Below are 23415 nucleotides of genomic sequence, written 5' to 3' on the forward strand. Positions count from 1 at the left end.
TGGCGCCACATCGGTCACCTCGTTGAAACGATCGAGGCAACCGAATGCAACAACTACTTCGCAAACGCCGGCTACGCTTCCATCAAAACGTGAAAGGCTCTAGTTCGCAATGAGGGCTGTGGCGCAATCGAGAAAGCAGCTCGTGACTTGGGCGCCGCAAGCAATGCCGCGGCGCCCACGAGCTAACAGCTGGTATTGACTATTAAAGATTAGAGAGGTCTTCGCGACCTGCACTGGCAGTACCCAATTCGGAAACGCTCATCCGCTGGAATGTGCCCTGACCGAGATGAACCCAACTCTTGCCCACGGAGGTGCCAGATAGTGGTCCGCATACCCACTTTTTATTTCCTGCTGCGGTTGGTCGGCGACACGAGCGTTTTCACCGCACCGAGCGGGAAGCCGATGACGAAGGGAGAGGCGCGGGTTGCTTAGCTGGTGTCAGGAACGTGAGAGCCGTCGCTTAGTCCGATTGCGGTGACACGAATGCGGTCGACTACGGTGACAGTGCGCTTTTTAGCGAGCCCTCTCAAAACCCAGCCGGATCGCGAAACAGCTCGGCGTTGTCGAGCTTTGAGACCTCGATCACTGCCTGGGTGCGGCTGTAGACGTTGAGCTTGCGCAGGATTTCGGAGACATGCGCCTTGACGGTGGTCTCGCCGACCTGCAGCTCATAGGCGATCTGCTTGTTGAGCAGGCCCTGGCGCAGCATCTGCAGCACCTTGAGCTGCTGCGGCGTCAGCGTGGCCAGGCGCTGCACCATCTCGGCGCGGTCGGTGCTGTCGGCGTCGCGCGGCCGGCCTTCATAAGTCTCGGGAACATAGATCGCGCCTTCCATCACCGAGCGGATGGCGGCGGCAAGGTCGCTCTTGCGCGCCGATTTCGGGATGAAGCCGGCCGCACCGTAGGACAGCGCCTCGGAAATGATCTTCGGTTCCTCATAGCCGGAGACGATGACCACCGGCAGGCGCGGATAACGCGTCCTGAGCTGCAGCAGCCCGTCAAACCCATGCACGTCGGGCATACTGAGATCGAGCAGCGCCAGGTCGAACGGCTTGGCATCCGTCAGAAGCTCGAGCGCCTCGGCAATCGAGCGTGCCTCGACCGTGTCGACTTCCGGATAGGCCATCTGCACGGCACTATGCAGCGCCTCGCGAAACAGCGGATGGTCGTCAATGATCAGGAACCTGGCGCGATCGGTCATCAGCTTCATTTCGGTTTGGTCTGGCCTAGAATAGTCCTGCAACCATGGCCAGCTTATTGGCAAATAGTACATTGCCATCTTGGCCGGCTAAAGCAGAATGTGCCATAATTTCCGCGGCGCCACGCGGCAGATGCGGCCGCTCTGAAATGCATTGCCTTGCCCGGTGGCCCAAATCGGCCGCATGTGCCGGCGACGGATCGATTGAAACAGAGACAGGTCGTGACCGACTTCCGGCTTCGCGTGACAGCCAGTGACCGCCGGCTTTCGCGCTGTTGCCGGCCGCCACACGACGCTTCCCCGACGCCCGCCCTGTCCGCGGCCGCACCGATGGTATCGGCTGGTCTGGGGTCGCGCTGGTGTACGGGCTGGTTTCCTGGACAAAACGCAGCAAGCTGATGGTGCTGCCGTTCGAGCCCCGCTAGGCGCTCGATATCGTACTGGTAAGGAGCACCACCTTGCCGCCATCGCACTTTGGGCGCGACATTGCCCGCGATATCCAAGCTAGTCCACGATCTGGGCCGCGCCAAGCCAGAACCAACTGATCGCAGTCGCTGATCTTGAAGCTATACGATCCGGTTGGACCAATTTCAGCGTATTCCCGTTGAGCCCAGCGCCCCCCGAGGCTGACAGCACGTCAGCAATGACTTGCGAAGCGTGTCCGTCTACGCGCTCGCCTGCGTTCGTTCCAACGCTTGGGACCGGGCGATTTCGTCCGGCCCCCAAAGTGTCTGATCAGTCGTTAGGCCGGCAACGCGCCGGATCTCTTGGCCGTCCAGGTGGCGATATAGTCCATCAGTCCTGGATTGAGGCAATCATAAGGTTCGAGCCCGATCGACTTCAGCTGTGACCTTATGCCGTCCATGCGGCTCGGATCGACACCGGACTCGATGATCGAAGAGACAAAGGCGGTGAAGCCCGGCGGTGACCAGCCGTCTTCCTGGAAGCGTTCGGGATGGATGAAGGACAGTCCCTTGAAAGCGTGGTCGCGCTCGACCGGGCCGTGCATATGGACGCCGCAGCCGGTGCAGGCATGGCGCAGGATCAGCGCGCCCGGATCGACGATCTTCAGCTTGTCGCCGTTTTCGGTCACCGTCACGTCATTTGTACCGGCAACCGCCACGACCGAGAACAGCGCGCCTTCCGGCTTCCAGCATTTGGTGCAGCCGCAGGCATGGTTGTGGGCGATCTGGCCCTTGACCTTCACCTTGACCGGGTTGCTGGTGCAGGCGCAGACCAGCGTGCCGCCGGCAAAGTCGGCCTTTTCCCGTGGCAGTCCATTGTCGATTTTAGGATGCAGTTTTTCCGGCATTTTTGTCTCCTCCCTGGTTGAACATCTGCATTTTTCGGCCGCTGGCTGGTTTGCCGGCGGCTTTCTCCTCGTCAGTAAACCACCACGCTCCTGATCGACTTGCCTTCATGCATCAGGTCAAAGCCCTTGTTGATGTCCTCGAGCTTCAGCGTGTGGGTGATCATCGGATCGATCTCGATCTTGCCGGCCATGTACCAGTCGACGATCTTCGGCACGTCGGTGCGGCCGCGCGCGCCGCCGAAGGCGGTGCCCATCCAGGTGCGGCCGGTGACCAGCTGGAACGGCCGCGTCGAGATCTCCTGGCCGGCGCCGGCGACGCCGATGATGACCGACTTGCCCCAGCCGCGGTGCGAGGCTTCCAGCGCCTGCCGCATGACTTTGGTGTTGCCGGTGCAGTCGAACGTGTAGTCGGCGCCGCCGATCTGGTCGGCGCCGCGCTTGGTCATGTTGACGAGATGAGCCACGACATCGCCGTCGATCTCCTTCGGATTGACGAAATGCGTCATGCCGAATTTCTCGCCCCATTCCTTCTTGTCGTTGTTCAGGTCGACGCCGATGATCATGTCGGCGCCGGCAAGGCGCAGGCCCTGGATGACGTTGAGGCCGATGCCGCCGAGGCCGAAGACGACCGCCGTCGCGCCTTGCTCGACCTTGGCCGTGTTGATGACAGCGCCGATGCCGGTGGTGACGCCGCAGCCGATGTAGCAGATCTTGTCGAACGGGGCGTCGGCATTGACCTTGGCCACCGCGATCTCGGGCAGCACGGTGAAGTTGGAGAAGGTCGAGCAGCCCATGTAGTGGAACAGCTTGTCCTTGCCGATCGAGAAGCGCGAGGTGCCGTCGGGCATCAAGCCCTGTCCCTGCGTGGCGCGGATGGCGGTGCACAGATTGGTCTTGCGCGACAGGCAGGACGGGCACTGCCGGCATTCCGGCGTATAGAGCGGGATGACATGGTCGCCCTTCCTGACCGAGGTGACGCCCTTGCCGACGTCGACGACGATGCCGGCGCCCTCATGGCCGAGGATCGCCGGAAACAGGCCTTCCGGGTCGGCGCCCGACAGCGTGAACTCGTCGGTGTGGCAGATGCCGGTTGCCTTGATCTCGACCAGCACCTCGCCATCGCGGGGACCTTCGAGGTCGACCTCCATGATCTGCAGCGGCTTTCCGGCGGCAACGGCGACAGCGGCGCGCGTTTTCATCAGGCAATCCTCCCATGACGACCCATAGAGTTTCTCATTCCGCCATTGCTGCGGATGAGACCGCAATACGCTCATTCATCGCCGTATCCCCGCGAAAAGGAATAGGACTAAAGCAGACACGTAAGTCCACTTGCGGGGCTTTGATAAATCTTGTGGCGTCCGCTAAGCTCATTGTGGGCACCTTGAATTCGCGCTGGTCCGGGAACAATCGGACTTTAGTGCAAGAATGGGCAGTTTTATCGATGACGAGCGCGGTGCCAGGCACTCTCGCGGCCTTTTTGTGCTTTTTTTTCCAGACCGCCAACCTTACAGGCGTGATGGCCCAGGAAGTGACGGGCAAGCAACCGCTCGCTGCCGACAGGCCGGAAAGAAAGATAACCGAAATCAGAATAGGTTATTTGCGGGCCTACGCGCCGCAACTGGCGCTTTCCCTGCTGGACCTGCCGCCACGCGACGAAGGTGTCGCCGGCGCCAATGTGGCGATCGGCGACAACAACACGACAGGAAAGTTCCTCAGCCAGAAATTCAGCCTCGACATAGCCGAGGTCAAGCCGGACGCCGACGCGGTTCAGGCGTTCAACGATCTGATTGCCAAAGGTGACCGCTATGTTGTCGCTGACCTCTCGGCCAGGCAATTGCTGTCGATCGCCGACATCGCCCGCGACAAGGGCGTTCTGGTCTTCAATGTCGGTGCCACAGACGACAGCCTGCGCGAGGAAGACTGCCGCATAAACATCTTCCATGTGGCGCCGACACGAAGCATGCTGGCTGACGCGCTGGCGCAGTATCTCGTGGTAAAGAAATGGCCGAATTGGGTGCTGCTCTATGGTTCGCATGAGCGGGATCATCTCTATGCGGCCGCGTTGCGCCGCGCGGCAGCTCGCTTCGGCGGTCAGATCGTCGCCGAGAAGGAGTTCAAAGACAATGGCACGGCGCGCCGCACCGACACCGGCGCCACGCAGATACAGCAGCAGATTTCCGTGTTCACGCAGGATCTGCCGGAGCATGACGTGGTGCTTGTCGCCGATGAGAGCGAGGTGTTCGGAACCTATGTGCCCTACCGCACCTGGACACCGCGGCTGGTCGCTGGCACGGCCGGTCTTGTCGCATCGTCCTGGCATCCCGCGAGCGAGCAATGGGGTGGCATTCAAATGCAAAGCCGTTTCCTGAGGACGACCGGCCGGCGAATGCTGTCCAAGGATATGTCGGCCTGGACGGCGGTGCGGGCGGTGGGCGAAGCCAGCACGCGGACCAATGGCGACGATCCGAAGAAGATCAGCGACTACATCCGCTCGGACGATTTCTCGGTCGCCGCCTTCAAGGGACAGAAGCTGACCTTCCGCAAGTGGAACCATCAGCTTCGCCAGCCAATCCTGCTCGGCGACACCAAATCCGTGGTCTCGACATCGCCACAGGAGGGTTATCTCCACCAGATCTCCGAGCTCGATACGCTCGGCGTCGATCAGCCGGAAACGAAATGCGTCCTTAAGTAGAACCAATCGGGAGGAATTTTCGTGCAGAGACGAGCTTGCGCACTCGCCATTCTCGGCTTCATGGCCAATCCGGCGTGGGCTTACACCGTGTATGTGTCCAACGAGAAAGACAATACGATAACGGTCGTCGACACGGCGACCATGCAAGTGGTGAAGACCGTCGAAGTCGGCCAGAGGCCGCGCGGTATCACCATCTCGCATGACGGCAAGTTCATCTATTTGTGCGCCAGCGATGACGATACGATCGAAATCATCGATACCGCGACGCTGCAGATCGTTGGCACGCTGCCATCAGGCCCCGATCCCGAACTGTTCGTGCTTTCGCCCGACGGCAAGACGCTCTACGTCGCCAACGAGGACGACAATCTCGTCACCGCGATCAACGTGGAGAGCAAGCAGGTCATGACCGAGATTCCCGTCGGGGTGGAGCCTGAGGGCATGGCCGTCAGTCCCGATGGCAAAACCATGGTCAACACCTCCGAAACCACCAGCATGGCGCATTTCATCGACACCGGCAGCCATGAGGTGACCGACAACGTCCTGGTCGACACGCGTCCGCGCTTTGCGCAATTCAAGCCCGACGGATCACAGATCTGGGTCAGTGCCGAAATCGGCGGCACCGTCAGCGTCATCGACAGTCTCAAACGCGAGGTGGTGAAGAAGATCCAGTTCGCGATTGCGGGACTGCGGCCCGAAACCATCCAGCCGGTCGGCATCGCAATCAGCGCGGAGGGCAAGAAAGCCTATGTCGCGCTCGGCCCAGCGAACCACGTCGCCGTCATCAACACCGAAACCTACGAGGTGGAAAAATACATCCTGGTCGGCCAGCGCGTCTGGCATCTCGACTTCACCCCCGATCAGAAGACGCTGATCACCACCAACGGCAATTCCAACGACATCACCTTCATCGACACGGCGACGGACGAGCCGGTTCAATCGGTTACGGTGGGCCAGCAGCCTTGGGGCGTGGCCATATCGCCCCACTAGACCGCAGCAATGATCAGGGAGGCCGACGTGATGAATATTTGCCGCGGGGATGTTGCAAGTGCACTAGATGACCAGCGCGCCCCGAAGGAGCCAGCGGCATGCAGCATGTGAGGACAAGCGGAGCTGGAGAGGAGGTGGCAGCGCTCGATGTTGCCGGCGTCAGCCATTCCTATGGTCCGAAGCGAGCGCTCCAGGACGTCTCATTCTCGATCGCGCCGGGAACTTTCACCGTTCTGCTCGGCCTCAATGGGGCCGGCAAGACAACTTTGTTCTCACTGATCAGCCATCTTTACGGCACCCGCCGCGGATCGATCCGCATCTTCGGCCATGATGTCAGCCGCGCTTCGGGCGAAGCGCTCAGGCGTGTGGGCATCGTATTCCAGGCACGCACGCTCGACCTCGACCTCAGCGTCCACCAGAACCTCTCCTACCACGCCTCGCTGCATGGCATTGGCGGACACCAAGCCCGGCAGCGCATTGCCGCGCTGCTCGATACAGTCAACATGCAGGGCCGTCAGCATGACAAGGCACGCAGTCTTTCCGGCGGCCAAATGCGGCGCATCGAGATCGCGCGGGCGCTGCTCCACCGCCCTTCCCTGCTGCTGCTCGACGAGGCGACGGTCGGTCTCGACATCCAGTCGCGTGCGGGCATTCTGGCCACCATCCGCAAACTCGTCGAAACCGAGGGCATCGGTGTGCTGTGGGCGACGCATCTGATCGATGAGGTCGAAGACGGCGACCATGTCGTCGTGCTGCGGCAGGGCGACCTGGTTGCCAAGGGTAAGGTGGCCGATGTCGTTGCGACGAGCGGTGCCAGTTCGATCCGCGACGCCTTTTCCAGGCTCAACCGCATCGAGACAAGCGGCATCGCGGAGATGTCGCCATGAGCGCTCCCGCAATGCCCGCAAAAGTCGCCGCCCTCACGCCGGTGAAGTTCGAACAGTTTGGGCTCCGCCACTACCTCGTTTGCCTCAAAGGGATCGTCGTGCGGGAGTGCCTGCGCTTCCTGCATCAGCGCGAGCGCTTTATATCCTCGCTGGTTCGGCCGCTCGTCTGGCTGTTCATTTTTGCCGCCGGATTCCGGCAGGTGCTCGGCGTATCGATCATCCCGCCCTACAAGACCTACGTGCTCTACGAGGTCTACATCACGCCGGGCCTGTGCGGCATGATTCTGCTGTTTTCGGGCATGCAGTCTTCGCTGTCGATGGTCTATGATCGCGAAATGGGCAACATGCGCACCCTGCTGGTCAGCCCCTTCCCGCGTTGGTTTTTACTGATCTCGAAGATGCTCGCCGGTGTCGCCGTGTCGATCGCGCAGGTTTACGCGTTCCTGATCGTTGCCTGGTTCTGGGGCGTGAAGGCGCCGCCTCTTGGCTATCTCACCGTGCTGCCGGCGCTGTTCCTGTCAGGCATGATGCTGTGCGCGCTCGGCATGCTTCTGTCTTCGATGATCAAGCAGCTCGAAAACTTCGCTGGCATCATGAACTTCGTCATCTTTCCCGGCTATTTCGCTTCTCCGGCACTCTATCCCTTGTGGCGTATCCAGGAGGCTAGCCCCCTGCTCTACAAAATCTGCCTCGCCAATCCATTTACTTACGCCGTCGAACTGATCCGCTTCGCCTTCTACGGCCAGGTTGACTGGCTGTCGCTGGGCGTCGTTGCCGGCTGCACGCTGCTGTTCCTTGCCGCCGCCATCATCGCCTACGACCCTTCGCGCGGCCTGATGACCCGCAAACAGGACACGGGAGGAAATGCCTGATGGCGCGAATGATCCATGTTCGCGGTCTGGCTCTGGTCGCCATGCTCGCGCCGGGCGTCAACGCCATGGCAGCCAACCCCGATCCAGACTGGCCCTGCATGCAGCGCAAGGTGCCGCAACTCTCGCTCGGCCAGATCTGGAGCGGACCGGACCTTCCTTCAGCCGCGAAGGACTGGTCGAAGGACCCCACCATCTCCGCCCTGATCGAGGAAGTGGCAGCTCGCCGGATGCCGATTGCGGAAGCTCAAAAGAAGATCAGGGATTTCGCGGCCTCCTTGCCGGCCGAGCAACTTGCACCCAAAATGGCGATGATGGTGCAAGGCATGTTCGACCACCTGGACGCCGAGCGCTCGCAGGTGATCTCCGGCATTTCCCGCTACGCCCACAAGCAGCTCGAAATGGCCGCCGCGTTGCGCAAGGAAGCGTCCGAGGTCGATGCATTGCGGACAAAGCCCGATGCGGATCCCGAAGAGATCGATCGGCGAACCGAACAGCTGAAATTCGCAACGCGAATTTTCAATGAACGCGTCCAATCACTGACCTACGTCTGTGAAGTGCCGACGATAATCGAGCAGCGGCTTTATCAATTGTCCAAGGCCGTCTCGGAAACGCTCGCCGCGAAGAAATAGAACCTCATTCGATCCTCGCGGCGGATATCACGATCCACGGCCGGGCAGCACGCGCCAGCGCTGAACGAAATAACCGGGATGCGTCTCGATCCACTGGGCGACCAGCGATTGCGCCTGCATGAAGGCGGTCCCGGGATTCATCGCCAGGCCGTCCACCATCTGTTCGCGTTGTTCACAGGTCTGCGGCACAGCCGTCAGACAGACCATCATAACGAGCGTGTAAAGCATTACCCCTTGTCCCCATCGATCCCGAACCCCATGCCCGGGAGGTTTCCGTGATTCCGACCAGTCTGCAGGGGTCGCACATACAGATCGCTTACGGGTGTGAAAGGACGTGGCCCCCGCTCTTTCGCGCCGCAACATAACATGGCGCTAATCTAACGCCAACGACCGCAGGGCGTTCTCCAGAGCAATCGCGTCAGGTTGCGCCGCGCCAATGTGGTGCCGACGTTTCCAGCGTCGATGATTCCGATCTTCACGGGTGTTCGTCGATGTCATCAAACCGGGAGCCCGAGTTGCTTACGCAGGCTCTTGTCAAATGCGGATGCGGGGACGAAACGGCGCAGGAAACTGACCTGGCGCGCCATTTTTCCAGCCGCATAGCGCCCCTTCGGAGCGGGATCGGTCGCAGCCACCAAAACGGTCCTGGCCACCACTTCCGGCGCATCGCCTTTTTCCATCGCTTTCCGCACAGCTGCATTCATGCCGGCGCGCGCAGAGTCATAGATATCGAGCAACTGATCCGGCCTGGCGAGATTTTCTTCAAATGAGGTGCGGGTATAGGCGGGCTCCACCAGCACGACGCGAATTCCGAAAGGACGCAGTTCGTGGTCGAGCGATTCGGAGTAGCCCTCAACGGCATGCTTGGTCGACGAATAAAGCGCGAAATAGGGAGCTGGAATGAACCCCTGCACCGAGCTCAAATTGACGATTCTGCCCTTGCCTTGGCGGCGCATTGTCGGCAACACCGCTTTGGTTACCCGCATAACGCCAAAGACGTTCACGTCAAACAACGACTTGGCCTGGGCCATCGAGGACTCCTCCGCGCCACCAAGCAGGCCAACGCCGGCATTATTGACAAGCAGGTCGATGCGCCCGGTCTCGGCCAGCACGTCCTGGACAAGTTTCGCCACGGACGTGTCATCGGTCACGTCACAGGCCAGCATGGTAACGCCATCGGATCGGTCGACGACCGCGCGACGGCTGGTTCCGAACACGCGAAAGCCCGCGTTCTGCAAGGCTTTGGCCGTTGTGTGCCCGATACCGCTGGATGCCCCGGTCACCAGGGCGACGCCTAGATTGGTTTTGTTCATGGAGGTCACTTTTTTCTTCGTTTTGGATTGGCGTGGGAGAAGCACGACAGGTCGGAGCGAAAGGCGTCAATCATGAGCGCCTCCGGTACTCGCGCCGGCCAGATCATCCGTCCAGCGCCGGAACAGCGCGCTGGCATTAACGCCTCCGAAGCCGAAGCCATTGGCGATTGCATAGCCCATCGCCATCGGCCGGGCCCGGTTTGCGACGAAGTCGATCCCGTCGCCGGCCGGATCGGGAGCGCTCAGATTGAGGGTCGGCGGTGCCATCTGATCCCTGAGCGCCAGGATTGCGAAGATTGCTCCGAGCCCGCCGGCGGCTCCGAGCAGGTGTCCGGTCGCCGATTTCGTTGCACTGACAGCTATCGCGAAATCGCGCCCGAACACGCTCTTGATCGCTTCGATCTCACCCAGGTCGCCCACCGGCGTGGAGGTCGCATGGGCATTGAGATGACGAACCTCGCGGGGCGAAATCCCTGCTTGGGCGATTGCGATCTCCATGGCCCGGCGCGCACCGTCGCCGTCCTCGGGACCGGAGGTGACGTGATGAGCATCCGCCGTCGTGCCGTAGCCGACAAGCTCGGCCAGCGGTCTTGCGCCGCGCGCCAGCGCGTGGCTCAATTCCTCGATGACCAGCATGCCGGCTCCTTCGCCCATGACGAAGCCGTCCCGCGACTTGTCGAACGGTCGGGAGGCCTCATCAGGACGGTGATTAAAGGACGTCGAAAGAGAGCGTGCCGCGGCAAACCCACCGAGGCTGACAAGATTCATGCATGCTTCAGTCCCGCCGCACACGGCAATATCGGCCTCGTCGGCGCGGATTAGGCGAGCCGCATCGCCGATCGCCTGAATGCCGGCCGCGCACGCCGTCACGGGTGCACCGAGCGGACCTTTGAAGCCATAGCGGATCGAGACGTGGCCTGCCGCGAGGTTCACCAGGAAGGACGGCACCGTAAAAGGTGATAGACGGCGGACGCCGCGGCGGTCGACCGTGCGCACCGCCTCGGTTATGGCCGGGAACCCGCCGACGCCCGAGGCGATGATCGTGGCGGTGCGCAAGCGATCCGCTTCCGAGACGGGGGCCCATCTTGCTTGGGCGAGCGCTTCTCGTGCCGCGGCCAGCGCAAAGAGAATGAACCGGTCTACCTTGCGCTGATCCTTCGGCGGAAGGATGGCTTCCGGATCGAAACCAGCGTCCGGATCTTCTTCTGTGGAGGGCACCACCCCGCCGACCTTCGCCGGCAGGTCGCATACCACATCATCCGCAAGCCTCCGGATGCCTGAGCGGCCGGCCAGGAGACGCGACCAGGACGCTTCGACATCGGCAGCAAGGGGCGTGACCGCTCCCATGCCTGTGACAACAATCCGTCGCATCTATTTTCCTATCAATTTGGGTGCGCCGCCAGCGCTGCACACGCCGTTCAAGCGCCGGCTGCTTCGCGAACCTGTTCTGTCGCCGCATCCAGAAATGCCTGCGCGAGGTCGGGGTCGTTGACGACGCGCGAAAGGAGCACCGCACCGACCATTGTCGAGAGAATGGCCATGGCCTTGTCGCCGGGCCGCTCGCCGTCGGCCTCGCCAACCCAACTACCAAACATCTCAAGATATTCCCTGATCCCGGCTTCGAACGACGCTCTCACCTCCACGCCCTGTCTGGCGGCATCCGAACCGAGCGCCACGATCGGGCAGCCGTCCATCCTTTCTTCGCGATGGTCCATGCTGAGGTAGAACGCGATCACCGCGCCAAGCGGATCCTCGGGTTTTGCCGTAGTCGCGGCCGACCATCGGTGGGTGGCGCTCTCCATCGCCCGTTTGGACGCCTGCGCCGCCAGGTCCTCCTTTGACGCGAACTGCTTGTAAAAAGCGCCTTGGGTCAGCCCGGCACCCTTCATCAGATCCTTAAGGCCGATGCCGTCAAAACCGCGCTCCCGAAAAAGGCGGCTTGCCACATTGATAACGGTTTCACGGTTTTCCGCAGCCTGAATGCGACTTACGCGCATCGGTAATCTCCCTTTTAGCGTGTGTTCTTAATCTATACCTTATATAGAGGGCGAACGCAATCTATCAAGAGAAGATGAGAGATGATCCGCAGAACCCCGACCGCTCCGCTCTTGGCCGCACTGAGATTGGCATGAAAACGAGACCCGCGTTGTGCTGGCGGGCGTCCTGCTCAGTGGTCTTCCCGACAGCGCCACGGATCCGACCAGCGGACAGAAAACCACTAAGGTTTCACCGGATCAAGATGTCAGAATCTACCCGGTAGAACGCGATCACCGCGCCAAGCGGATCATCGGATTTTGCCGCGGTCGCGGCCGATCATCGGTGGTTGGCACTCTCCATCGCCCGCTTGGACGCCTGTGCCGCCAAGTCCTCCTTTGATGCGATGCTTGTAAAAGGCGCCTTGGGTCAGCCCGGCACCCTTCATCAGATCCTTGAGGCCGATGTCGTCAAAGCCACGCTCCCGCAAAAGGCGGCTTGCCACGTTGATTGCGGTTTCGCGGTTTTCCGCGGCCTGTATGCGACTCACACGCATCGTCGATCTCCTTTTTTAGATTGCATTCGTAATCTATCTGCTATATAGATGGCGAATACAATCTAAAAAAGGAGACACGAAATGATCCGCAAGATCCTGAGCGCTTCGCTCCTGACCGCGGTGTTTCTGGCGACCCCAGCGTTTGCCGAGGAAGCTACCGTCGGACGCCCAATCGAAGCCGGCAGCCTGCACAACGGACGCCTCGACATGGTGCTCTATTACGTCCCAATCGACGGCGACCTCCTGGAGGTCACCGCCACCTTCGCGCCCAAGGGCGGAGGCGATCCGCTGCGCGTCGTCATGGGCCTCGCCGACCGCGACTCCGTTGCCTTCTCCATGCCGGGCTACCGGGGCTCTCTCTACGCGTTCTCGAGGTCCGGCGAGGAGGTGACAGTCGCGACTGGGACCGACAAGCATCCGCGCGCCGACGCGCTACCGGACTGACTCGCCGCGCAGGTCGCAGCCGGCCGCTGCCGGTCGACGCAGGACACAGCATAGAGAATGAACGCAATCTGTTTCGGCATGAGGCGATGGGCATGAAAAAGCGACTTGTCATTGGGCTGGGCAGCGTCCTGGCCGCGGGGTTAGGGGTGGCCGCATTCGTCACGCTGCCCATTCGCACGCAGGCAACCGCAGTGGCGGATCCGAGGCTGGAAGCGCCGATCGTCAGATTGGTGACGGCGGCGCCGGTGGCTGGATCCGAACGCGGTTTCACGGGCACGATTGCCGCGCGGGTGCAGAGCAATCTTGGTTTTCGCGTACCCGGCAAGATCATCGAGCGCCTGGTGAACGTCGGTGAACGGGTCAAGGCGGGCCAACCGCTTCTGCGGATCGACGACACCGATCTGGCTCTCGCGCTCACCGCCAAGCGCAATGCGGTCGCCGCGGCACGCGCTGTGCTGGTTCAGGCGAGCGCGGACGAAAAGCGCTATGCCGTTCTGGTCAAGAAGGAATTGGCAGCAACTCCGCAGCGCTACGAGCAGGCGAAGGCCGCGTTGGACACCGCGACCGCACAACTCGCCGCCGCCGAAGCGGAAGCGAAAGTCGCGGAAAACGAAGCGGCCTATTCCGTCCTGGTGGCGGACGCGGATGGAACTGTGGTCGAAACCATCGGCGAGCCCGGACAGGTCGTCTCCGCCGGTCAGACAGTGGTTCGGATCGCCCAGGCCGGCCCTCGTGAAGCGGTGGTCGCGCTTCCCGAAACGATCCGGCCGGCGATCGGCTCTGTGGCCGAGGCCGCCGTTTATGCAGCCGATGGGCGCCATACGGCGCATCTGCGGCAGTTGTCGGATGCCGCCGATCCCCAGACCCGTACCTATGAGGCCCGCTATGTGCTCGACGGGGAGGCCGCGGCAGCACCGCTTGGCGCGACCGTGACTATCCGGATCACAAGCCAGGCGAGCCAGCCGGAAGTCCAGGTGCCGCTCGGAGCTGTGCTCGATGATGGCGGCAAGACAGGCGTTTGGGCCCTGGATCGCGCCACCTCGACCGTACACTTCCGACCTGTCGGCCTTGTTCGTGTGACAAGCGAAAGCGCCGTGGTCTCCGGGCTGAACATGGGAGATCCGGTCGTTTCGCTCGGCGCTCATCTTCTGCAGGAGGGCGCTCGCGTCAGGTCTGCTTCCGAAAGCGGGAGCAACTGACGATGAACCTCAATTTTTCAGCGATCGCCGTTCGCGAACGGGCCGTCACCCTGTTCTTCATCCTCCTGCTCGTGGCGGCTGGCGCCTACGCGTTCCTTATGCTCGGGCGGGCGGAGGATCCCGACTTCACCATTAAGACCCTGACGGTCACGACGGCATGGCCGGGCGCGACGGCCCGCGAGATGCAGGACCTTGTCGCCGAGCCGTTGGAGAAGCGGCTTCAGGAGCTCACCTGGTACGATCGGGTCGAGACCACCACGCGGCCGGGCTACGCCTATATGACGGTCACGCTGAAGGACAGCACGCCGCCATCCGTCGTGCAGGAAGAGTTTTACCAGGCCCGCAAGAAGCTGGGGGATGAAGCCCGCAACCTGCCGCCCGGCGTCTACGGCCCCTTCGTCAACGACGAATATTCGGATGTGAGCTTCGCCCTTTATGCGCTGAAGGCCAGAGGCATGCCGATGCGTGAGCTGGCCAGGCAGGCCGAGGCAATTCGACAGGACCTCCTGCACGTGCCCGGCGTCAAGAAGATCAACATCCTCGGTGAGCGCCCCGAACAGATATTCGTCGAGTTCTCCTATGCCAAGCTGGCAACGCTGGGCGTGTCGGCACGGGATATCATCGTCGCATTGCAGCGGCAGAACACCGTCACACCGGCGGGCTCGATCGATACTCAGGGGCCGCAGGTCTTCATCAGGCTCAACGGCGCTTATGACAGTGTCCAGGCTATCGCCGACACGCCGATCGTTGCCGGGGGGCGGACGCTGAAGCTTTCCGACGTTGCCGAGGTCCGCCGCGGCTACGAGGACCCTCCCACCTATCTCATCCGACGCCAGGGCGAGCCCACCATCATGCTCGCGGCCGTTATGCAGGAGGGTTGGGACGGTCGCGCGCTCGGCAAGGCGCTGGAGGACCGGACGGCGGCCATCGCACTAACATTGCCGCTTGGGATAACGCTCGACAAGGTGTCCGACCAGGCCGTCAACATCACCTCGGCGGTCGACGAGTTCATGTTGAAGTTCGCGATGGCGCTCGGTGTCGTGCTGCTGATCAGCCTGCTCAGCATGGGCTGGCGCGTCGGCATCGTCGTGGCGGCCGCCGTCCCGCTGACGCTTGCCGCCGTGTTCCTCATCATGCTGGAGACCGGCCGGTTCTTCGATCGCATCACGCTCGGCGCCCTCATCCTGGCGCTCGGTCTTCTCGTGGACGACGCCATCATCGCCATCGAGGTGATGGTGGTGAAGATGGAAGAGGGCATGGATCGCATCAAGGCGGCGGCCTATGCCTGGAGCCATACCGCGGCGCCGATGCTGTCGGGAACGCTCGTGACGATCGCTGGGTTCCTGCCCGTGGGCTTCGCACGCTCGACGGCCGGCGAGTACGCCGGCAATATCTTCTGGGTCGTAGGGTTCGCTCTCATCGTCTCCTGGATCGTCGCCGTGGTTTTCACGCCCTACCTTGGCGTCAAGATGCTGCCCGCGATCAAACCGGTCGAAGGCGGCGTTCACGCCATATACGACACACCGAACTATCGGCGCCTTCGCCGGCTCATCATCTTTGCCGTGCGCCACAAGTTCGTAACCTGCGGTGTCGTCGGCATCGTCTTCGCACTTTCGGTTGTCGGCATGGGCAGCCTGAAACAGCAGTTCTTCCCGACATCCGATCGCCCCGAAGTGCTGGTCGAGGTTCGTCTGCCGGAAGGCACCAGCATCGAGACGACGACCGCCACAGTGGAGAAGCTGGAGCACTGGCTGGACGGCCAGTCCGAAGCCAAGATCGTGACGAGCTACGTCGGTCAGGGCGCTCCGCGCTTCTTCTTCGCCATGGCGCCGGAACTGCCTGATCCTGCTTTTGCCAAGATCGTCGTGCTGACACCGGACGCGGAGGCGCGCGAGGCGCTGAAGCACCGGCTCCGGGAGGCGGTATCGCAGGGGCTCGCGCCGGAAGCCGATGTCCGCGTCACGCAGCTTGTGTTCGGACCCTATACGCCGTTCCCTGTCGAGTTCCGGGTCACGGGGCCTGATCCCGCGCAACTCTATAGCATTTCCGAGAAGGCCCTCGATATCATGCGGGGCGTCCCGGACGTGCGGCAGGCCAACCGCGACTGGGGCAACCGCACGCCCGTACTGCGCTTCATCCCTGACCAGGATCGACTGAACCTCATCGGCCTCTCGCCGGCGGAAGTAGGCCAGCAGCTCCAGTTCCTCCTCACCGGCATCCCTGTCACGCAGGTCCGCGAGGACATTCGCAATGTCCCCATCGTGGCGCGCAGCGCTGGGGCTGAGCGGCTGGATCCGGCGCGTCTGGCGGATTTCTCGCTAATGAGCCGGGACGGCCGCCAGATTCCGCTCGACCAGATCGGTCATTCGGAGATCCGTCTTGAAGAGCCGATCCTGAAGCGCCGCGACCGGACGCCCGTCGTCACGATCCGGTCGGATATCAACGAAGCGACTCAGCCTCCGGAGGTCTCAAAGCAGATCATGAAAGCCCTTCAGCCGCTGATCGCGTCCCTTCCGGCCGGCTATAACATTGAAATGGGGGGATCGATCGAGGAGGCTGAGAAGGCCAACACTGCTTTGGGCAAGATCTTCCCGGCCATGATCGCCGCCATGCTGATCGTCATCATGCTGCAGGTACGATCCTTCTCGACGATGGCCATGGTCGTGCTGACCGCACCGCTTGGGCTCGTCGGCGTCGTGCCGATGTTGCTCACCTTCAACCAGCCCTTCGGGTTCAACGCCATTCTGGGCCTGATAGGGCTGGCCGGCATCCTGATGCGCAACACCCTGATCCTGACCGAACAAATCAAGGAGAACCGTGCTGCCGGCCTTGACGACTATCACGCCGTCATTGAGGCCACCGTGCAACGCACGAGGCCGGTGATCCTGACGGCGCTTGCCGCCGTGCTGGCTTTCATCCCCCTTACGCACTCCGTGTTCTGGGGATCGATGGCCTATACGCTGATCGGCGGCACGGCGGCCGGCACGGTGCTGATCCTGCTCTTCCTTCCCGCTCTCTATGCCGCGTGGTTCCGGATCAAGCCGACCGCAGATGTGGCCCATGAGGCTTCGACCGAGGAACCGGAATTGCAAACAGCGATGGCTGCCGAATAGGGCACTGTTGTCGGAAAAGACGGTTCAAGTTCTCGCCCGCCGGTTTTGCCTGAACATATGCAGGGCCAGCCGGACGATCTTGCCGCTTACGAATGATCGCCCAGGGCGAGCCCGGCAGATCCGTTTCATCAGTCCTGGAGACATCCATGAATCGTCCGCTCCGAATGCGAACTGATCCCGACGAGGTGCGCGCGCGCATCCTGGAGGTGGCGGAGGGGCACTTTCGCCGCATCGGCTACAACAAAACGTCGGTGGCCGACATCGCCTCCGAACTCAGCATGAGCACGGCAAACATCTACCGCTTCTTCCCCTCAAGGGACGCAATCAAAGAATCCATCTGCGGGAAAGCTTTGAACGAGGTAGCTGACGTCGCCCTCGCAATCGCGCGCACGAACGCGTCGGCCGGGGAGAAATTGGGTCAGCTACTGACCGCCGTTCACCATCACAAGAAGATGACGCTGGTCAAGGAAAGGCGCATGCACGACCTGATTGTCGCCGCCATGCAGGAGAACTGGGCGACCATCAAGGCGCATATCGAGCACGTGGTAACTACCTTAGGGGTCATTATCCGCGAGGGCATCGAATCGGGCGAATTCAATGTCGACGATTCCGCTACGGCGGCGCGTGCCGTCCACACCGCGTTCACGCCGTTCCTCCATCCGATCCTGATCGAGCACTGCGTCCAATACGGCGAAGACACCGAAGCGGGCCTGCGCGAGCAGATCCGATTCATCCTGAAAGCTCTCGGCAAGTCGGATTGACCAGCCTGCCGTATGCAGGATCAAGCCGCCGCTGGTGACATCCACGAGGACTCGACGGAGGAACTTGACACACGAACAGCAACGGTTGCCGGACCATGTGCCGGAAGAGGTGCAAAGCCGTCCCTCGTCCGAGACAGCTCTCCAAAGGCAGCCATTTCGGGCGGTACCCGCTGACCAGCCGGATGCGGACCTTGCAGCCCGCCTTCCGACGGTCGGCTTAGGGGTCGACTCCGGTCGCTCGGCCTTGATCGCTTTAGCGACCGCTCATGGCGCAGCTAAGCCATACGGACAAGCGGTTGCATCGCTCCATTCGGACTTCCATCCTAAATGATTCGAGCCTTAGGGTTAGTCGAGTCGAAGCTGCCGCTCAGCGCCACCGCCGTTCTCCTGTATTTGCACGCCACGTCCCTACTACGACCGAAACTTGTTGAACTAGGCTAACTCGCGCGACCTCTACTGTTCGGTTCCTCGTGCGGATAGAGCTTGCCGAACAGGGGCAGGTACATCGCGCCCTTGCGCATCAGAAAACCGTGGAAGGTCGCCATCGCCGGCGAGATCGCGTGATCGCTGCGCATCACCGAAAACCATTGCCGGCGGATCGGCATGCCGACAACGTCGAGGATAACCAGCCGGCCGGCTTCGGTTTCGGCAGCGATGGTGTGGGCAGAGATGAAGGCGATGCCGAGCCCGGCCATCACCGCCTGCTTGATGGTCTCGTTCGAGTCCATCTCGACGCCGAGATCGTCGATGCGGCCGGGCACGTCGCTCAGGAATATTTCCAGTGAGATGCGCGTGCCGGAGCCGGGCTCGCGAATGAGGAAATGCTCCTCGGCGATCCGCTCCTTGGAAATGTCGCGTGCCGACGCCAGCGGGTGGTCGGGCGGTGCGATGATGACCAGCGGGTGATCGCCGAAGACCGAAGCACGCACCGGGACTTCCTTGGCCGGGCGTCCCATCAGCGCGATATCGATGTCGTGGTTCTTCAGATTGTCGATCGTCTCGGCGCGGTTGCCGATGGCAAGGCGCATGTCGATATCGGGATGTTCCTTCATGAAGGCGGCCATCAGCCGCGGCGCGAAATATTTGGCCGTGGAAACGACGCCGAGCCGCAAGCTGCCGGCGCGCACGCCCTTGATCGCATCCATCTTGTCTTCGAGCAGACGAAGCCGCTCCTCGATGGCCTGTGCCGTCTCGACGAAGGCCAGACCTGCGGCAGTGGGACGCATGCCGTCCGACGTCCGGTCGAACAGGGCCAGTTGGAACTCCTCCTCCACTTGCCGCAACTGGATCGTCACCGCTGGAGGAGACAGCCCTAACACCTTGGCCGCGCTGACGATTTTTCCGTGGCTGATGATTGCCTGAACGGTCTTGAACTGCTTGAGCGTGAGGTTTCTCATACGGCATACTAAAATTTTTTTACTGCCTGAGTAAAGTTATTGAATTTTACTTATCCAGCGTCGTTTGTTCTCCTTTCCCAATCCGGCCGACCCGAGGAGAGGCGGCTGGATGGGGAGGTTACGATGCCAGCGGCAACACTCGACGCTTTTCTGAACTCCTATCTTGGCGAGCCGGACGAACTGCGCTCCGCGGTCGTAGCGACCATCCGTCAGCTGACGCAGGCGGCCACCACAATCCGCAACACCATCAATCAAGGGGTGCTCGGCACCGCCTTTGCGGGAACCCGCGGCGCCAATGCTGACGGCGACATCCAGAAGGATCTCGATGTCTTCGCCGATGACATCTTCCTCGACGCCATGCGCCACGCTCCGGTCGCGCTCTACGCTTCCGAGGAACTGGAGCAGCCGGTGCTGCTCGACAGGCAAGCGCCTCTTGCCATCGCCATCGACCCGCTCGACGGCTCTTCCAACATCGACACCAACGTGTCGATCGGAACGGTCTTCTCGCTTCTCCCTGCAATTGGTGCGCCGGATGGGAATCCGGCCGCCTCGTTTTTGCAGGCAGGCGTGAACCAGCTGGGCGCCGGTTTCTTCATCTACGGGCCGCAGCTGGCGCTGGTTCTGTCGCTCGGCAGCGGCACCCATGTCTTCGTTCTCTCGACCAGGCTCGGCACCTTCGTCCAGGCCTACGAGAGCCGGATCATCCCACAGCGAACCCAGGAGTTCGCCATCAACGCCGCCAACTACCGGCACTGGGACGAGGCGGTGCGGCTCTACATCGATGACTGCCTTGAAGGCACCGAAGGCCCACGTGAGAAGGACTTCAACATGCGCTGGATCGCCTCTCTGGTTGCGGACTGCTACCGCATATTGATGCGCGGCGGCGTATTCCTGTATCCAGGCGACAAGCGCAAGGGCTACAGGCAGGGGCGACTTCGCCTCGTCTATGAGGCAAACCCGATCGCCTATCTCGTCGAACAGGCGGGCGGTGCGGCCACCGACACGATGACCCGCATCCTCGAAATCGAACCCGAGAGCCTGCACCAGCGCGTGCCCATGGTTTTCGGATCGGCGCGGGAAGTCGCGCGCATCACCCGCTACCACACCGAGCCGAGCGCCATCGGCGAGCGCGCGCCGCTGTTCAGCCGCCGCGGCCTTTTCAGGGCCTGAAGACCATGTCGGCAAAGCACCCCATCATTACCATCACCGGGTCGTCGGGCGCAGGCACTACCTCTGTCAAGCGCATCTTCGAGCTGATCTTCCGGCGCGAGAACATCGGGGCCGCCTTCATCGAAGGCGATGCTTTCCATCGCTACGACCGGGCCACGATGAAGGCGAAGGTGGCCGAGGAGGAAAAGGCGGGCAATCCGAACTTCACCCACTTCCACGCCGAGGCCAATGAACTGGCAATCCTCGAAGAGGTATTCGAGGAATATGGCCGCCGGGGAACCGGAAAGACCCGCACATACATCCATGATGAGGATGAGGAGAAGCAGTACGGCACGCCGCCGGGACATTTCACCGAATGGCGCGAATTTCCGCCGAGCGACCTGCTCTTCTACGAGGGCCTGCATGGCTGCGTCGTCACCGACAAGATCAACCTGGCCAGGCACGCGGATCTCAAGATCGGCGTGGTGCCGGTCATAAATCTCGAATGGATCCAGAAGATCCATCGCGACCGCGCAACGCGCGGCTATTCCACCGAGGCGGTGATGGACGTCATCCTGCGCCGTATGCCGGACTATGTCCGCTACATCGTCCCGCAGTTTTCGCAGACCGCCATCAACTTCCAGCGCGTGCCGATCGTCGACACATCCAATCCATTCATCGCGCGCTGGATTCCGACGCCCGACGAATCGATGCTGGTTATCCGCTTCGCCAATCCCCGCGGCATCGATTTCCCCTACCTGCTTTCGATGATCCACGACTCGTTCATGTCGCGGCCGAATTCCATAGTGGTGCCCGGCAACAAGCTCGACCTTGCCATGCAGCTGATCCTGACGCCGCTCATCCTGCAATTGATCGAACGCAAGAACCGTGTGTCGTGAGGAGGACGCCATGAACAGCCAGGCAGCAGCACTGAAGCCCGTCGCCGCCGTCTCGGAGCGCGACATGGCCAACGCCATTCGCGCACTGGCGATGGACAGCGTCCAAAAGGCCAATTCCGGTCATCCGGGCATGCCGATGGGCATGGCCGATGTCGCGACGGTGCTGTTCAGCCGCTTCATCAACATCGATCCGTCGGCCCCCAACTGGCCCGATCGTGACCGCTTCGTGCTGTCGGCCGGGCACGGCTCGATGCTGCAGTATGCGCTGCATTACCTGCTCGGCTACGAAGACATGCCGATCGAGGAGTTGCAGCGGTTTCGCCAGCTGGGCAGCCGCACCGCCGGGCATCCGGAATATGGCCATGCGCTTGGCATCGAGACGACGACCGGCCCGCTTGGACAAGGCATTTCGACCGCTGTCGGCATGGCGCTGGCGGAGCGCATGCTGGCGGCCCGCCACGGCGCCGATCTCGTCGACCATTTCACCTACGCAATCGCCGGCGACGGTTGCCTGCAGGAAGGCATCAGCCACGAGGCGATCGATCTTGCCGGTCACCTGAAGCTCTCCCGGCTGATCGTCTTTTGGGACGACAATGCGATCTCGATCGACGGGCCCACTTCCCTGTCGACATCGATGGACCAGCCGGCGCGGTTCAAAGCCGCTGGATGGCATGTCCAGTCGGTGAACGGCCACGACACGGAAGCCGTTGCGGCGGCAATCGAAGCGGCGCAGCAATCGGACCAGCCGTCTCTGATCGCCTGCCGCACGGTGATCGGCAAGGGCGCCCCAAATCTGGGTGGTTCGGAAAAGACGCATGGCGCGCCGCTGGGCGATGCGGAGATCGCCGCGACGCGCGAAAACATTGGCTGGGCCTTCGCGCCGTTCGAGGTGCCGGACGATATCCTTTTCGCCTGGCGCGAGATTGCCGGCCGCGGTCAAGCGGCACGCCGCGCCTGGGAGAATCGGCTTGCCGCCTCACCACGGCGGCAAGCCTTCGAGAGCGCGGTCGCCGGCGCCCTGCCCGACGCGGTCTTCGAAGCACTCGACGCTTTCCGCAAGGAGCATGTCGGGAAGGCGACCAAGGTTGCAACGCGAAAAGCCTCGGAAATGGCACTCGCTGCGATCAATGGCGCAACCGAACTGACCGTCGGCGGGTCCGCTGATCTGACGCATTCGAACCTGACGATCACCAAGGGTATGAACCGCATCGCGCCGGGCGACTACGCCGGCCGCTACATCCACTATGGAATCCGCGAGCACGGCATGGCCGCAGCCATGAACGGCATCGCACTGCATGGCGGCTTCGTGCCTTATGGCGGCACGTTCCTGTGCTTCGCCGACTACGCGCGCGGCGCGATGCGGCTCTCGGCGCTCATGGGCCAGCGCGTCGTCTATGTGATGACGCATGATTCCATCGGTCTCGGCGAGGACGGCCCGACCCACCAGCCGGTCGAGCACCTGGCGATGCTGCGGGCGACGCCAAACCTCAACGTCTTCCGCCCGGCCGACATCATCGAAACGGCGGAGTGCTGGGAACTGGCGCTGAGAAGCGAGAAGCGGCCGAGCGTGCTGGTGCTCTCGCGCCAGAACCTGCCGATGCTGCGCCAAGCACCTTGCGACGAGCCACACAGCGACGAGAACCGGTCGAGCCGGGGCGCCTACATCCTGCGCGAGCCAGTCGGGCAGCGCGCGTTGACGCTGATCGCCACCGGCTCGGAGGTCGAGATCGCGGTTGCCGCCGCCGAACGGCTGGAGACCGAGCACGGCGTCGCCGCCGCGGTTGTCTCGATGCCGTGCTGGGAGCTTTTCGAGGAGCAGGACGCCGGCACCCGCAAGGCCGTCCTCGGCTCGGCGCCCCGCATTGCCATCGAAGCCGCAGCACGGCTCGGCTGGGACCGCTGGATCGGCGACACCGGCACTTTCGTCGGCATGGCCGGTTTCGGCGCCAGCGCCCCTGCCCCGGATCTCTACCGGCATTTCGACATCACGCCCGAAGCCGTCGCGGCAGCGGCGCTGAAGCTCATCATCTAGG

Annotated in this window: 20 protein-coding genes and 1 pseudogene; 12 read left to right on the plus strand and 9 right to left on the minus strand. The window is 62.2% G+C overall.

The features are described from left to right. Positions 1 to 526: 526 nt before the first annotated feature. The 3 genes from NKI08_RS31945 to NKI08_RS31955 all read right to left on the minus strand — a co-directional run bounded on the left by NKI08_RS31945 (position 527) and on the right by NKI08_RS31955 (position 3709). The gene (locus NKI08_RS31945; RefSeq protein WP_023679211.1) at positions 527 to 1210 is read right to left on the minus strand and encodes a response regulator; all 684 of its coding nucleotides are present in this window, start codon (positions 1208 to 1210) and stop codon (positions 527 to 529) included. 730 nt (positions 1211 to 1940) lie between these two features. Then, the gene (gene gfa / locus NKI08_RS31950) at positions 1941 to 2510 is read right to left on the minus strand and encodes an S-(hydroxymethyl)glutathione synthase (protein WP_352451333.1); all 570 of its coding nucleotides are present in this window, start codon (positions 2508 to 2510) and stop codon (positions 1941 to 1943) included. A gap of 71 nt (positions 2511 to 2581) precedes the next feature. Continuing rightward, entirely contained in the window at positions 2582 to 3709 is a 1128-nt protein-coding gene (locus tag NKI08_RS31955) for an S-(hydroxymethyl)glutathione dehydrogenase/class III alcohol dehydrogenase (protein ID WP_352541895.1), read from the minus strand. A gap of 317 nt (positions 3710 to 4026) precedes the next feature. On the opposite strand from NKI08_RS31955, the gene NKI08_RS31960 reads away from it, so the two are divergent. From NKI08_RS31960 to NKI08_RS31980, 5 genes are all read left to right on the plus strand, one after another. Next, the gene (locus NKI08_RS31960; protein WP_502898864.1) at positions 4027 to 5202 is read left to right on the plus strand and encodes an ABC transporter substrate-binding protein; all 1176 of its coding nucleotides are present in this window, start codon (positions 4027 to 4029) and stop codon (positions 5200 to 5202) included. 21 nt (positions 5203 to 5223) lie between these two features. Continuing rightward, on the plus strand, positions 5224 to 6189 hold the full coding sequence (locus NKI08_RS31965) for a YVTN family beta-propeller repeat protein (protein ID WP_352775114.1): 966 nt from the start codon (positions 5224 to 5226) through the stop codon (positions 6187 to 6189). Between the two features lie 98 nt (positions 6190 to 6287). After that, on the plus strand, positions 6288 to 7076 hold the full coding sequence (locus NKI08_RS31970) for a lanthanide ABC transporter ATP-binding protein PedB/LutE (RefSeq protein ID WP_352775117.1): 789 nt from the start codon (positions 6288 to 6290) through the stop codon (positions 7074 to 7076). Positions 7077 to 7087: 11 nt separating this feature from the next. Then, positions 7088 to 7948: a lanthanide ABC transporter permease protein PedC gene (locus NKI08_RS31975; protein WP_352503305.1), complete on the plus strand. Its 861-nt coding sequence runs from the start codon at positions 7088 to 7090 to the stop codon at positions 7946 to 7948. Beyond that, the gene (locus NKI08_RS31980; RefSeq protein WP_352775120.1) at positions 7948 to 8577 is read left to right on the plus strand and encodes a hypothetical protein; all 630 of its coding nucleotides are present in this window, start codon (positions 7948 to 7950) and stop codon (positions 8575 to 8577) included. Before NKI08_RS31975 ends, NKI08_RS31980 begins: the two co-directional genes overlap by 1 nt. A gap of 27 nt (positions 8578 to 8604) precedes the next feature. Here the strand turns inward: NKI08_RS31980 and NKI08_RS31985 are convergent, their stop codons facing one another. The 5 genes and pseudogenes from NKI08_RS31985 to NKI08_RS32005 all read right to left on the minus strand — a co-directional run. Further along, on the minus strand, positions 8605 to 8805 hold the full coding sequence (locus NKI08_RS31985) for a hypothetical protein (RefSeq protein ID WP_352474601.1): 201 nt from the start codon (positions 8803 to 8805) through the stop codon (positions 8605 to 8607). Positions 8806 to 9074: 269 nt separating this feature from the next. Further along, positions 9075 to 9890, minus strand: a complete 816-nt coding sequence (locus NKI08_RS31990) for an oxidoreductase (protein WP_352775124.1) — start codon at positions 9888 to 9890, stop codon at positions 9075 to 9077. A 66-nt stretch (positions 9891 to 9956) separates the two neighbouring features. Next, on the minus strand, positions 9957 to 11261 hold the full coding sequence (fabF, locus tag NKI08_RS31995) for a beta-ketoacyl-ACP synthase II (protein WP_352771197.1): 1305 nt from the start codon (positions 11259 to 11261) through the stop codon (positions 9957 to 9959). A 47-nt stretch (positions 11262 to 11308) separates the two neighbouring features. After that, positions 11309 to 11887 (minus strand): TetR/AcrR family transcriptional regulator, encoded by a 579-nt coding sequence (locus tag NKI08_RS32000; RefSeq protein ID WP_352503293.1) that lies wholly within the window; start codon positions 11885 to 11887, stop codon positions 11309 to 11311. Between the two features lie 319 nt (positions 11888 to 12206). Then, positions 12207 to 12420: pseudogene (locus tag NKI08_RS32005) on the minus strand (TetR/AcrR family transcriptional regulator); the annotation flags it as partial. Between the two features lie 81 nt (positions 12421 to 12501). Between NKI08_RS32005 and NKI08_RS32010 the strand changes: the two are divergent. The 4 genes from NKI08_RS32010 (at position 12502) to NKI08_RS32025 (ending at position 17937) form a co-directional block, all read left to right on the plus strand. Further along, on the plus strand, positions 12502 to 12864 hold the full coding sequence (locus NKI08_RS32010; RefSeq protein WP_352775127.1) for a hypothetical protein: 363 nt from the start codon (positions 12502 to 12504) through the stop codon (positions 12862 to 12864). Positions 12865 to 12956: 92 nt separating this feature from the next. After that, positions 12957 to 14063: an efflux RND transporter periplasmic adaptor subunit gene (locus NKI08_RS32015; protein WP_352775130.1), complete on the plus strand. Its 1107-nt coding sequence runs from the start codon at positions 12957 to 12959 to the stop codon at positions 14061 to 14063. A 2-nt stretch (positions 14064 to 14065) separates the two neighbouring features. Further along, positions 14066 to 17176, plus strand: a complete 3111-nt coding sequence (locus tag NKI08_RS32020) for an efflux RND transporter permease subunit (RefSeq protein ID WP_352775132.1) — start codon at positions 14066 to 14068, stop codon at positions 17174 to 17176. 146 nt (positions 17177 to 17322) lie between these two features. Beyond that, a complete protein-coding gene (locus tag NKI08_RS32025; protein WP_352775135.1) occupies positions 17323 to 17937 on the plus strand; it encodes a TetR/AcrR family transcriptional regulator in 615 nt (204 codons plus the stop codon). Positions 17938 to 18374: 437 nt separating this feature from the next. On the opposite strand, the gene NKI08_RS32030 is transcribed toward NKI08_RS32025, so the two are convergent. Beyond that, on the minus strand, positions 18375 to 19334 hold the full coding sequence (locus NKI08_RS32030) for a LysR family transcriptional regulator (RefSeq protein ID WP_352775138.1): 960 nt from the start codon (positions 19332 to 19334) through the stop codon (positions 18375 to 18377). A gap of 123 nt (positions 19335 to 19457) precedes the next feature. Here NKI08_RS32030 and NKI08_RS32035 point away from each other — a divergent pair, with 123 nt between their 5' ends. From NKI08_RS32035 to tkt, 3 genes are read left to right on the plus strand one after another with little or no spacing between them, the layout of a single operon-like run. Next, entirely contained in the window at positions 19458 to 20504 is a 1047-nt protein-coding gene (locus tag NKI08_RS32035; protein ID WP_352775141.1) for a class 1 fructose-bisphosphatase, read from the plus strand. 5 nt (positions 20505 to 20509) lie between these two features. Beyond that, on the plus strand, positions 20510 to 21382 hold the full coding sequence (locus NKI08_RS32040) for a phosphoribulokinase (protein WP_023678839.1): 873 nt from the start codon (positions 20510 to 20512) through the stop codon (positions 21380 to 21382). A 10-nt stretch (positions 21383 to 21392) separates the two neighbouring features. Next, the gene (gene tkt, locus NKI08_RS32045; RefSeq protein ID WP_352775144.1) at positions 21393 to 23414 is read left to right on the plus strand and encodes a transketolase; all 2022 of its coding nucleotides are present in this window, start codon (positions 21393 to 21395) and stop codon (positions 23412 to 23414) included. The last annotated feature ends 1 nt before the right edge of the window (position 23415 follow it).

Source organism: Mesorhizobium sp. M0768 (genome assembly GCF_040320195.1).
GTDB lineage: Bacteria > Pseudomonadota > Alphaproteobacteria > Rhizobiales > Rhizobiaceae > Mesorhizobium.